A 12,442-nucleotide genomic window follows, 5' to 3' on the forward strand; every position below is an offset into this window, starting at 1 on the left:
ATTTCAGAAGTTGTATACAATCAGCCCATCCGGTGGTGCGACATACCGACGCGGCCCGCCCACCCCCCGCACTAACGCACAAGAAGGAAGACTGCAGTGAGCGCTGATTACCCTCGCGACCTGATCGGTTACGGCAACAACCCTCCTCACCCGCAATGGCCGGGCAACGCCCGCATCGCGCTGTCTTTCGTCCTCAACTACGAGGAAGGTGGCGAACGCAACATCCTGCACGGTGACAAGGAATCCGAAGCCTTCCTGTCCGAGATGGTCGCTGCCCAACCACTGCAGGGCCAGCGCAACATGAGCATGGAGTCGCTGTATGAATACGGCAGCCGTGCCGGTGTATGGCGCCTGCTGAAGCTGTTCAAGGACAGCGGCGTACCACTCACCATCTTCGCCGTGGCCATGGCCGCCCAGCGCCACCCCGACGTGATCCGCGCCATGGTCGAAGCCGGCCACGAGATCTGCAGCCACGGCTACCGCTGGATCGACTACCAGAACATGGACGAGGCCCAGGAGCGCGAGCACATGCTCGAAGCCATCCGTATCCTCACCGAACTCACTGGCGAGCGCCCGCTGGGCTGGTACACCGGCCGAACCGGCCCGAACACCCGCCGCCTGGTGATGGAGGAAGGTGGTTTCCTCTATGACAGCGACACCTACGACGACGACCTGCCCTACTGGGAGCCAAACAACCCCACTGGCAAGCCGCACCTGGTGATCCCCTACACCCTGGACACCAACGACATGCGCTTCACCCAGGTACAGGGCTTCAACTGCGGCGAGCAGTTCTTCCAGTACCTGAAAGACGCCTTTGATGTGCTGTACGCCGAAGGCGCCGACGCACCGAAAATGCTTTCCATCGGCCTGCACTGCCGCCTGGTCGGTCGCCCGGCGCGCCTGGCAGCACTCAAGCGCTTCGTCGATTACGCAAAAAGTCATGACCAGGTCTGGTTCGCCCGTCGCGTGGATATCGCCCGCCACTGGCACACCACCCACCCGTACAAGAAAGAGAACGCCTGATGACCGCCTTCAATACCCTCAAACCATCCGCCCTGGACCGTGACACCTTCGTCAAGGCCTTCGCCGACATCTACGAGCACTCGCCGTGGGTTGCCGAAAAAGCCTACGACCTGGGCCAACTGGGCGAGCTGGACGAGATCGAGGCGCTGCACCAGCGCATGAGCGACATCCTGCTCAGCGCCAACCACGCCGACCAGCTGGCGCTGATCAACGCTCACCCGGACCTGGCCGGCAAGGCAGCCATCCAGGGCGAGCTGACAGAATCGAGCACCAACGAACAGGCCGGCGCCGGCATTCACCAGTGCACCGCCGAGGAGTTCGCCCGCTTCACCGAGCTGAATGATGCCTACAAAGCCAAGTTCCAGTTCCCGTTCATCATGGCAGTGAAGGGCAGCAACCGGCACCAGATTCTCGCCGCCTTTGAAAAGCGCATCCACAACGATGCCGATGCCGAATTCAAGGAAGCCCTGACGCAGATCAACCAGATCGCCCTGTTCCGCCTGCTGCAGCTGTAAGCAACAGCCGAACCTTATTCAGAAAACGAACAATAGAAGAGATAACCGCATGCGCACCCTGATGATCGAGCCCTTGACCAAAGAAGCCTTCGCCCAGTTCGGAGACGTGATCGAAACCGACGGCAGCGACCACTTCATGATCAACAACGGCTCGACCATGCGCTTTCACAAGCTCGCCACGGTCGAAACCGCCGAGCCTGAAGACAAGGCGATCATCAGCATCTTCCGCGCCGACGCGCAGGACATGCCGCTGACCGTGCGCATGCTGGAACGCCATCCGCTGGGCAGCCAGGCTTTCATCCCGCTGCTCGGCAACCCCTTTCTGATCGTGGTCGCGCCCGTTGGCGATGCACCTGTATCAGGCTTGGTCCGAGCCTTCCGCAGTAATGGCAGGCAGGGCGTTAATTACCATCGCGGCGTCTGGCACCACCCGGTGCTGACGATCGAAAAGCGGGATGATTTCCTGGTGGTTGATCGCAGTGGTTCTGGCAACAACTGCGATGAGCATTACTTCACCGAGGAACAGATGCTGATCCTCAATCCCCACCAATAAGAAAAGGTCAGTCATCTTCTCGGTGACTGGCAGAGGTACATACTGTGGAAGCACACCTTCACGAATGGCTGAACCTGAGCATTCGCTGGGTTCACATGATCACCGGCGTCGCCTGGATCGGTGCATCGTTCTACTTCGTCTGGCTGGAGAACCACCTGAACCGAAGCAACCCGCGCGATGGGTTGTCGGGTGATCTCTGGGCGATTCACGGCGGTGGTATCTACCACCTGGAGAAATACAAGCTCGCCCCCCCGAAAATGCCCGAGAACCTGCACTGGTTCAAATGGGAAGCCTACTTCACCTGGATGTCCGGTATCGCCCTGCTGTGCGTGGTGTTCTACTGGAACCCGACCCTGTACCTGCTGGCACCTGGCAGCACCCTGAGCGGTGCCGAAGGCGTGGCCATCGGTATCGGTTCGCTGATCGCGGGCTGGTTCATCTACGACTTCCTGTGCGACTCGCCCCTGGGCAAGAAGCCAGCGCTGCTCGGTGGTGTGCTGTTCGTGCTGATCATCGCAGCCTGCTGGGGCTTCAGCCTGGTGTTCAGCGGCCGTGGCGCCTACCTGCACACCGGCGCGATCATCGGCACCATCATGGTCGGTAACGTGTTCCGCATCATCATGCCGGCCCAACGCCAGCTGGTGGCGGCGATCGAGAACAACCAGACGCCCGACCCGGTACTGCCGGCCAAGGGCCTGCTGCGCTCGCGTCACAACAACTACTTCACCCTGCCGGTGCTGTTCATCATGATCAGCAACCATTTCCCGAGCACCTACGGTAGCCAGTACAACTGGCTGATCCTGGCCGGTATCGCAGTAGCCGCGGTTCTGATCCGCCACTACTTCAACACCCGCCACGACAGCAACAAGTACGCCTGGACCCTGCCCGTCGGCGCCCTGGCGATGATCTGCCTGGCTTACGTTACCGGCCCGAAACCGATGGCCGTAAGCCCTGAGCAAGCAGCAGCGAAGATCGAGTACCAACCGCTGCCGGCAACTGCGGTAGGCGGCAAGACCGCTGCCGAGCAGCGCGCCGAGGACGCCGCCAAGGCTGCCGAAACACCTGCGCAGGCACCGGCCCAGGCCGCTGCCCAGGCCGGTGGTGGCGACTTCGACAAGATCCACAATGTCATCCAGGAACGCTGCACCGTGTGCCACTCGTCCAAGCCGACCAGCCCACTGTTCAGCACCGCCCCTGCCGGCGTGATGTTCGACACTCCGCAGCAGATCCAGGCCCAGGCCGCGCGCATTCAGGCGCAAGCGGTTGCCAGCCAGATCATGCCGCTGGGCAACATCACCCAGATGACCACCGAAGAGCGCAAGCTCGTCGGGGACTGGATCGCCAAAGGCGCCCAGGTCAACTGACAGCACCTCGCCAGGCAACCCGCCCCCAAGGGAATCATCTTTCCCTGAAGGGGTGGGCTGACCCGCAAATCGGGGGATTGCACATCCCTTGTAGGAGCGGGCTTGCCCGCGAAGAGGCCGGTAACCCCAGCCTCAAGCTCCATGTGTTACGCAACAAGCAAGCATCGAGCGCGCAGGCATGAAGCCTGCCGCTTGGATCCGAGAATAAAAACAAAACTCGAGGTGCTGCATGTCCGAGTCACGCAAGGCGTATATCCCCATTGCGCCGCCGCGCGAACCCTTGCCCCTGTTCCAACTGTTCCTGGTTGGCCTGCAACACGTTCTGCTGATGTACGGTGGCGCGATCGCCGTGCCGTTGATCATCGGCCAGGCCGCCGGGTTGTCCCGTGAAGAAGTCGCTTTCCTGATCAACGCCGACCTGCTGGTCGCTGGCGTCGCTACCATCATCCAGTCGTTCGGTATCGGCCCGGTGGGCATCCGCATGCCGGTGATGATGGGTGCCAGTTTCGCCGCCGTCGGCAGCATGGTGGCCATGGCCGGCATGCCCGGCGTAGGCCTGCAGGGGATCTTCGGCGCGACCATCGCTGCCGGGTTCTTCGGCATGCTGATCGCGCCGTTCATGTCCAAGGTTGTCCGCTTCTTCCCACCGTTGGTCACTGGTACGGTGATCACCTCGATTGGCCTGTCGCTGTTCCCGGTGGCAGTCAACTGGGCCGGTGGCGGCCAGGACGCTCAAACGTTCGGCTCGCCGATCTACCTGCTGGTGGCCGGCCTGGTACTGGCCGTGATCCTGCTGATCAACCGCTTCATGCGCGGTTTCTGGGTCAATGTGTCGGTACTGGTGGGCATGGGCCTTGGCTACATCCTGGCCGGCTCCATCGGCATGGTCGACCTGTCGGGCCTGAATGAAGCACCGTGGTTGCAGGTGGTCACCCCGCTGCACTTCGGCATGCCGACCTTCAGCCTGGCGCCGATCCTGTCCATGTGCCTGGTAGTGGTGATCATCTTCGTCGAGTCCACCGGCATGTTCCTGGCCCTGGGCAAGGTGACTGATCGTGAAGTAACCCCTGGCATGCTGCGTCGCGGCCTGCTGTGCGATGCCGGTGCGTCGTTCATTGCGGGCTTCTTCAACACCTTCACCCACTCCTCGTTCGCCCAGAACATCGGCCTGGTGCAGATGACCGGGGTGCGCTGCCGCTATGTCACCATCGTGGCCGGTGCACTGCTGATCCTGCTCAGCCTGCTGCCCAAGGCGGCCTTCCTGATTGCCTCTATCCCGCCTGCGGTACTGGGCGGCGCGTCCATCGCCATGTTCGGCATGGTCACCGCCACCGGGATCAAGATTCTTCAGGAGGCGGACATCGGCGACCGCCGCAACCAGCTGTTGGTTGCCGTGAGCGTCGGCTTCGGGTTGATCCCCGTGGTACGTCCGGAGTTCTTTGCCCAGATGCCACAGTGGATGGAACCCATCACCCACAGTGGAATCGCCATGGCCACAGTCAGCGCCCTGGTGTTGAACGTACTGTTCAACATCCTTGGCGGTGCCGACCGCGCAATGCACAACGACGTCTGTCACCAGCATTGAGCCAAAGGGGGCGGCGCATGGCTGCCCCTCGTTCACCTCTGCAGTAACCGCTACGCCGTCGACCCGCCGGAATGGGTCGCCCGGGGCGCCTGCGCGCCAAAAACACCAACAAAAACAATAAGTCCGGGAATCACAACATGAAGCGCATCACCACGTCCCTGTTGTTGGGCAGCAGCCTGCTGGCCACCCTACCCTCGCACGCAGGCGAATGGCTGCAATGGCACGGCGAAAGCCTGACCTACCTGTACGGCAAGGACTTCAAGGTCAACCCTGATATCCAGCAGACCATCACCTTCGAGCACGCCAACAAATGGAAGTACGGCGACACCTTCATGTTCGTCGACAAGATCTTCTACAACGGCAAGGCCGACCCCGGCAAAGGTGTGACCACCTACTACGGCGAGTTCAGCCCACGCCTGTCATTGGGCAAGATCTTCGACCGCAAGCTTGCCTTCGGTCCGATCAAGGACGTGCTGCTGGCCATGACCTACGAGCGCGGTGAAGGCGACAACGAGGCCTACCTGATCGGCCCAGGCTTCGACTTGAACATCCCCGGCTTCAACTACTTCACCCTCAATTTCTACGTGCGTAACACCGAAGGCAGCCGCCCCGGTGACAACGTCTGGCAGATTACCCCCGGCTGGTCGTACACCCTCCCCGTGGGGCGGTCAGACATTCTGATCGACGGTTACATGGACTGGGTTACCGACAACGACCAGACCCGCCGTGGCACCTATCACGCCAACCTGCACTTCAACCCGCAGGTCAAATACGACCTGGGCAAGGCGCTGAACCTGGGCGCCAAGCAGCTCTACGTTGGCTTTGAATACAGCTACTGGAAAGACAAGTACGGCATTGACAGCCGCGGCAACCTGGACAGTAACCAGAGCGTCGCCAGCGCGCTGGTCAAGGTCCACTTCTGACAAGCTGACCAAACGCACAGGTTTGATCCACCCCGCTCCAGGACGGAGCACTTGAGGCGCGGCGCGCAAGCCAGTAATCTGCGCGCCCCCTCGATCAGGGCAGAACGGATTCTGCCTGCGTTTACTGACCGCTCAGTCAATGAATTCGGGCGGTTGGCCAACGTGTTGCCAGCCTGAAAGACCCTTTTCATCCGTTCAGAACGAAGTCGAGCAGGAAGGTTTTGCCAACCCGGAAAAGTTGGCCCAACCCTTGCCAAACAGCTGTGGCCTATCGAAAAAAGCTGACTCAAAAGACAAAAAAAGCGCCGACACCGAGCGCTGACAACAGATCAATCAAGGGAGCGACACTCGCAATGCGTACTATCAAGAGCCTGATCCTCGCTGGCGGCCTGCTGGCCTGCGGCACCACCTTCGGCGGCGACCTGCTGCAATGGCAGAACAACAGCCTGACCTACCTGTGGGGCAAGAACTTCAAGGTCAACCCGGCGATTCAGCAAACCGTCACCTTCGAGCACGCCGATGGCTGGAAGTACGGAGACAACTTCATTTTCGTCGACAAGATTTTCTACCAGGGCCAGAAAGACGCCGGCAACGGCCCGAACACCTACTACGGTGAGATCAGCCCACGCCTGTCGTTCGGCAAGATTTTCGATCAGAAGATCGAGTTTGGCCCGGTCAAGGACGTGCTGCTGGCGATGACCTACGAGTTTGGCGAAGGTGACACAGAGTCTTACCTGATCGGCCCAGGCTTCGACCTGGCCATTCCGGGCTTCGACTACTTCCAGCTAAACTTCTACAACCGCACCACCGACGGCAGCCGCGCTGGCGACAACGTGTGGCAGATCACCCCGGTGTGGTCGTACACCATTCCGGTCGGCGATTCCGACGTACTGATCGACGGCTTCATGGACTGGGTGGTGGACAACGACGAGAACCGCCGCGGCACCTACCAGGCCAACCTGCACTTCAACCCGCAGATCAAGTACGACCTGGGCAAGGCATTGCACCTGGGTGAGAAACAGCTGTATGTGGGTGTGGAGTATGACTACTGGAAAAACAAGTACGGCATCAAGGACAGCGATGCCTTCACTACCGACCAGAACACCATGAGCTTCCTGGTCAAGGTTCACTTCTGAACTGATCGCTCGGGGCCGCGCTGCGGCCCATTCGCGGGTAAACCCGCTCCTACAGGGGCCGCGCCGGGTTCAAGGCAAACGCGATACCTGGGGGGGCGGGTTCACCCGCGAACCGGGGCAAAGCCCCGGCCACACGCCTCAATTGGCTGGCCGAACTGCCCGCCACAATTTCCCCGCAACGCTTACCACCGCCAGCACCACAGCACCTGCGATGACTCCGACCCCGCCGTTGAGCAACGCACCGGTCAACGCCCCGCCACGCCCTTCGCTGAACGCCTCGATGGCATGATGCAGCGGCTCGATGCCATGCACCAGGATCCCACCGCCAACCAGGAACATCGCCGCAGTACCAATCACCGACAGGCTTTTCATCATGTACGGCGCCGCCCGCAGGATGCCGTTACCCACTGCCTGAGTCAGCCTGGAGGTTTTGCGGGCCATCCACAGCCCAAGGTCGTCAAGCTTGACGATCCCGCCTACCAACCCATACACACCAATGGTCATGACCACCGCAATGCCCGACAGCACGATGATCTGCTGGGTCAGCGGCGAGTCCGCGACGATACCCAAGGTAATGGCGATGATTTCCGCCGACAGGATGAAGTCGGTACGCACCGCCCCCTTGATCTTGGCTTTTTCAAAAGCCACCAGGTCAACGCTGGGATCGGCAACGGCCTCCTTGCGCGCCTCGTGCTGTGCCTCATCCTCTTCCTTGCTGTGCAAGAACTTGTGCGCCAGCTTCTCGAAACCCTCGAAGCACAGGTACGCACCGCCCAGCATCAGCAGTGGCGTTACCGCCCACGGGATGAAGGCACTGATCAGCAGGGCCGCCGGCACCAGAATGGCCTTGTTCAGCAGCGAGCCTTTGGCCACCGCCCACACCACCGGCAACTCGCGATCAGCGCGCACGCCGGTGACCTGCTGAGCATTCAGTGCCAGGTCGTCACCCAGCACACCCGCAGTCTTTTTCGCCGCAACTTTGGTCATTAGCGAGACGTCATCCAGCAGCGTGGCGATGTCGTCGATCAGTACCAGTAGACTGCTTCCTGCCATGTTTGCCTGTTTCCCCTGAATTGAATGTGCCGGAGTCTAGCCGAAAGTCGCTGCCTTGAGCGCCCGTCGAGCCCGGTGCTACCATGCCCGATCCCCCTTAGAGGTGGCCAGACACGAGGAAGATCCCTGACCATGAGCACCATTCGCGAGCGCAACAAGGAATTGATCCTGCGCGCGGCAAGCGAGGAATTCGCCGACAAGGGCTTCGCCGCCACCAAGACCAGCGATATCGCGGCCAAGGCCGGCCTGCCCAAGCCGAACGTGTATTACTACTTCAAGTCCAAGGACAACCTTTACCGCGAGGTCCTGGAAAGCATCATCGCGCCAATCATGCAGGCATCCACGCCGTTCAATGCAGACGGCGACCCGAAGGAAGTGCTGAGCGCGTACATTCGTTCGAAGATTCGCATTTCGCGTGATCTGCCTTATGCGTCCAAGGTGTTCGCCAGCGAGATCATGCATGGCGCGCCGCACCTGTCAGCGAACCAGGTAGAGCAGTTGAACGAGCAGGCCCGACACAACATCGAGTGTATCCAGCGCTGGATCGACCGCGGGCAGATCGCCCATGTGGACGCGCATCACCTGATGTTCAGCATCTGGGCGGCGACCCAGACCTATGCGGACTTCGACTGGCAGATTTCTGCAGTGACCGGCAAGGCCAAGCTGGCCGACAGTGATTATGACGCGGCAGCCGAAACCATCATTCGTATGGTCTTGAAAGGTTGTGAGCCTGAGGCAGCCTGAACCATCCCGAAGGGCCATTCGCGGGCAAGCCCGCTCCCACAGGATCACCACATGCCTGAAGATAGTGGAGTCCCTGTGGGAGCGGGCTTGCCCGCGAATGGGCCAGAACAGGCAATAGAGATTTAGGCCGCTACCCCGGCATCTGCCCGCAACCCCACCTCCTCGATCGCACTGATCGCACACTGCTCGTCGATATCCGACGTATCGCCGCTGATCCCCACGGCACCCAGCACCTTGCCGTCCTGATCACGAATCAGCACCCCACCCGGCGCCGGCACCACCGGCCGCTCACCCATGCCGTTCAACGCGGCAAAAAAAGCCGGCCGCTGCTGCGCATCCAGCGCCAGCAAGCGCGATCCCTTGCCCAGGGCAATCGCGCCCCAGGCCTTGCCAGTGGCCACTTCAGGACGAATCAGGCTGGCGCCATCCTCGCGCTGCAGCGCCAGCAGGTGCCCGCCGGCATCCAGCACCGCCACGGTCAGCGGCGCGGCATTGATCTTGCGGCCCGCCACCAGCGCGGCATTCACCAGGCTGACGGCGACTTTCAGGTTCAGAACGTTCATGGAAAGGTCCTCTTCTTGTTGTGAGAAGCCCTGAGGGCAGTTGAAAACCGATCGAACAAATAGAACACAACGAGAGATGTTTTTGTATACAATATTTTTAAACGATCGTATGCGATGGCGCAAACCCTCGTTTTCACGGGCGCTCTGACGAAAGCCAGCTTAGTCGATGAAAACCCATTGACCTGAGCCGCCAGGCGTGAATACACTCTGTCGCAAAGCAAGTTGTATACAATTACAAAATCGATGAGGCACAAACCATGAGCAAAATGAGAGCAATCGATGCAGCCGTTCTGGTCATGCGCCGTGAAGGTGTAGATACCGCGTTCGGCATCCCGGGGGCTGCCATCAACCCGTTGTATTCGGCCCTGAAGAAAGTCGGTGGCATCGATCACGTCCTCGCTCGTCACGTCGAAGGTGCCTCGCACATGGCCGAGGGCTACACCCGCGCCAACCCGGGCAACATCGGTGTGTGCATCGGCACGTCCGGCCCTGCCGGCACCGACATGGTCACCGGCCTGTACAGTGCCTCGGCCGACTCCATCCCGATTCTGTGCATCACCGGCCAGGCGCCACGTGCCCGCCTGCACAAGGAAGACTTCCAGGCTGTCGACATCACCAACATCGTCAAGCCGGTGACCAAGTGGGCGACCACCGTTCTGGAGCCAGGCCAGGTGCCTTACGCCTTCCAGAAGGCCTTCTATGAAATGCGTACCGGCCGCCCAGGCCCGGTGCTGATCGACCTGCCGTTCGATGTGCAGATGGCCGAAATCGAATTCGACATCGACGCCTACGAACCGCTGCCCGTGCACAAGCCGTCCGCCACTCGCGTACAGGCCGAAAAAGCCCTGGCCCTGCTCAATGATGCCGAGCGCCCCCTGCTGGTAGCCGGTGGTGGCATCATCAACGCCGACGCCAGCGACAAGCTGGTCGAATTCGCCGAACTGACCGGCGTACCCGTGATCCCGACCCTGATGGGCTGGGGCACCATCCCGGACGACCACGCACAGATGGTCGGCATGGTCGGCCTGCAGACCTCGCACCGCTATGGCAACGCAACCCTGCTGAAATCCGACCTGGTATTCGGTATCGGTAACCGCTGGGCCAACCGCCACACCGGTTCCGTCGATGTCTACACCGAAGGCCGCAAGTTCGTGCACGTCGACATCGAACCGACCCAGATCGGCCGCGTGTTCACCCCGGACCTGGGCATCGTTTCCGATGCGGGCAAGGCACTGGACGTGTTCCTGGAAGTGGCCCGCGAGTGGAAAGCCGCCGGCAAGCTCAAGTGCCGCAAGGCCTGGCTCGAAGAGTGCCAGGAGCGCAAGTCGAGCCTGCAGCGCAAGACCCACTTCGACAACGTGCCGGTCAAGCCGCAGCGCGTCTACGAAGAAATGAACCAGGTATTCGGCAAGGACACCTGCTACGTCAGCACCATCGGTCTGTCGCAGATTGCCGGCGCCCAGTTCCTGCATGTGTACAAGCCTCGCCACTGGATCAACTGCGGCCAGGCCGGCCCGCTGGGCTGGACCATCCCTGCCGCGCTGGGCGTGGTCAAAGCCGATCCGAAGCGCAAGGTTGTGGCGCTGTCGGGTGACTACGACTTCCAGTTCATGATCGAAGAGCTGGCGGTAGGCGCACAGTTCAACCTGCCGTACGTCCACGTGCTGGTCAACAACGCCTACCTGGGCCTGATCCGTCAGGCGCAGCGTGGCTTCGACATGGATTACTGTGTACAACTGGCGTTCGAGAACATCAACTCGACCGACGCTGCCACCTACGGTGTCGATCACGTCGCTGTGGTCGAAGGCCTGGGTTGCAAGGCCATCCGTGTGTTCGAGCCAGCAGAAATCGCCCCTGCCCTGATCAAGGCACAGAAGATGGCCGAAGAGTTCCGCGTGCCGGTGGTGGTTGAAGTGATTCTCGAGCGTGTGACCAACATTTCCATGGGCACCGAGATCAACGCGGTCAACGAGTTCGAAGACCTGGCCCTGGTCGGCAACGACGCGCCAACCGCCATCTCGCTGCTGGACTGATCGCCTGACGCCCCCAGGCACGCCCTGGGGGCCTTCATCGCAAGGAGACAACTCATGCCTCGCTTCGCTGCCAACCTGTCCATGCTGTTCACCGAACAGGACTTCCTGGCCCGCTTCAAAGCTGCCGCTGACGCTGGCTTCAGCGGCGTCGAATACCTCTTCCCCTATGACTTCAGCGCAGCTGAAATCAAGCAGCAGCTGGAGGCCAACGGCCTGACCCAAGTGCTGTTCAACCTGCCGGCAGGCGACTGGGCCAAAGGTGAGCGCGGCATCACCTGCCACCCCGACCGCATCGAAGAATTCCGCGCAGGTGTCGACAAAGCCATCGAATACGCCAAGGTCCTTGGCAACACCCAGGTCAACGCCCTGGCCGGCATCCGCCCACAAGGCCCGGACTGCGCCACCGTGCGCAAGACCTTTGTCGAGAACCTGCGCTACGCCGCTGACAAGCTCAAGGCCGCCGGGATCCGCCTGGTCATGGAAATGATCAACACCCGCGATATCCCCGGTTTCTACCTGAACACCACCCAACAGGCGCTGGAAATCCAGGCCGAGGTAGGCAGCGACAACCTGTTCCTGCAGTACGACATCTACCACATGCAGATCATGGAAGGTGACCTGGCTCGGACCATGGAAACCAACCTGCAGCTGATCAACCACATCCAGCTGGCCGACAACCCAGGCCGCAACGAACCAGGCACCGGCGAGATCAACTACCGCTTCCTGTTCGAGCACCTGGACCGCATTGGCTACCAGGGCTGGGTGGGCGCGGAGTACAAGCCGCTGACCACCACCGAAGCGGGCCTGGGCTGGCTGAAAACCCACAACGCAATCTGAGGAACAACTCGGGACCCTGTGGGAGCGGGCTCGCCCGCGAACACCGGCAAAGCCGGTGCCATCCACCGAGTTGTCTGCTTCGCGGGCGAGCCCGCTCCCACAGGGGGCCAAAG

Annotated in this window: 12 protein-coding genes; 10 read left to right on the forward strand and 2 right to left on the reverse strand. The window is 61.1% G+C overall.

What is annotated here, in order from left to right:
• Positions 1-96 precede the first annotated feature (96 nt).
• From puuE to J3A98_RS16080, 7 genes are all read left to right on the forward strand, one after another.
• Positions 97-1,023 carry an allantoinase PuuE gene (gene puuE / locus J3A98_RS16050; protein WP_176685151.1) on the forward strand — a complete coding sequence of 309 codons (927 nt, stop codon included), beginning with the start codon at positions 97-99 and terminating at the stop codon, positions 1,021-1,023.
• Positions 1,023-1,538 carry a 2-oxo-4-hydroxy-4-carboxy-5-ureidoimidazoline decarboxylase gene (gene uraD / locus J3A98_RS16055; RefSeq protein ID WP_176685150.1) on the forward strand — a complete coding sequence of 172 codons (516 nt, stop codon included), beginning with the start codon at positions 1,023-1,025 and terminating at the stop codon, positions 1,536-1,538. Before puuE ends, uraD begins: the two co-directional genes overlap by 1 nt.
• A gap of 49 nt (positions 1,539-1,587) precedes the next feature.
• The gene (locus J3A98_RS16060; RefSeq protein ID WP_003254333.1) at positions 1,588-2,091 is read left to right on the forward strand and encodes an ureidoglycolate lyase; all 504 of its coding nucleotides are present in this window, start codon (positions 1,588-1,590) and stop codon (positions 2,089-2,091) included.
• Between the two features lie 44 nt (positions 2,092-2,135).
• Positions 2,136-3,455 carry a urate hydroxylase PuuD gene (locus J3A98_RS16065; RefSeq protein WP_176685149.1) on the forward strand — a complete coding sequence of 440 codons (1,320 nt, stop codon included), beginning with the start codon at positions 2,136-2,138 and terminating at the stop codon, positions 3,453-3,455.
• Between the two features lie 229 nt (positions 3,456-3,684).
• Positions 3,685-5,040, forward strand: coding sequence for a nucleobase:cation symporter-2 family protein (locus J3A98_RS16070; protein WP_021783012.1), 1,356 nt, complete (start codon positions 3,685-3,687; stop codon positions 5,038-5,040).
• Positions 5,041-5,177: 137 nt separating this feature from the next.
• Positions 5,178-5,963, forward strand: a complete 786-nt coding sequence (locus J3A98_RS16075) for an outer membrane protein OmpK (protein WP_209967310.1) — start codon at positions 5,178-5,180, stop codon at positions 5,961-5,963.
• Positions 5,964-6,316: 353 nt separating this feature from the next.
• Entirely contained in the window at positions 6,317-7,099 is a 783-nt protein-coding gene (locus tag J3A98_RS16080; RefSeq protein ID WP_003254339.1) for an outer membrane protein OmpK, read from the forward strand.
• A gap of 138 nt (positions 7,100-7,237) precedes the next feature.
• Here J3A98_RS16080 and J3A98_RS16085 read toward each other — a convergent pair whose 3' ends face one another.
• A complete protein-coding gene (locus J3A98_RS16085) occupies positions 7,238-8,152 on the reverse strand; it encodes a DUF808 domain-containing protein (protein ID WP_209967311.1) in 915 nt (304 codons plus the stop codon).
• Positions 8,153-8,284: 132 nt separating this feature from the next.
• Between J3A98_RS16085 and J3A98_RS16090 the strand changes: the two genes are divergently transcribed.
• Positions 8,285-8,896, forward strand: a complete 612-nt coding sequence (locus J3A98_RS16090; RefSeq protein WP_209967314.1) for a TetR/AcrR family transcriptional regulator — start codon at positions 8,285-8,287, stop codon at positions 8,894-8,896.
• 122 nt (positions 8,897-9,018) lie between these two features.
• On the opposite strand, the gene J3A98_RS16095 is transcribed toward J3A98_RS16090, so the two are convergent.
• On the reverse strand, positions 9,019-9,459 hold the full coding sequence (locus J3A98_RS16095) for a heme-binding protein (RefSeq protein WP_010955037.1): 441 nt from the start codon (positions 9,457-9,459) through the stop codon (positions 9,019-9,021).
• Positions 9,460-9,716: 257 nt separating this feature from the next.
• Here J3A98_RS16095 and gcl point away from each other — a divergent pair, with 257 nt between their 5' ends.
• Positions 9,717-11,492 (forward strand): glyoxylate carboligase, encoded by a 1,776-nt coding sequence (gcl, locus tag J3A98_RS16100; RefSeq protein WP_010955038.1) that lies wholly within the window; start codon positions 9,717-9,719, stop codon positions 11,490-11,492.
• Between the two features lie 54 nt (positions 11,493-11,546).
• On the forward strand, positions 11,547-12,329 hold the full coding sequence (hyi, locus tag J3A98_RS16105; protein WP_176685145.1) for a hydroxypyruvate isomerase: 783 nt from the start codon (positions 11,547-11,549) through the stop codon (positions 12,327-12,329).
• Positions 12,330-12,442: the final 113 nt, after the last annotated feature.

The organism is Pseudomonas sp. BP6, assembly GCF_017875935.1.
GTDB classification, from domain to species: Bacteria; Pseudomonadota; Gammaproteobacteria; order Pseudomonadales; family Pseudomonadaceae; genus Aquipseudomonas; species Aquipseudomonas putida_Y.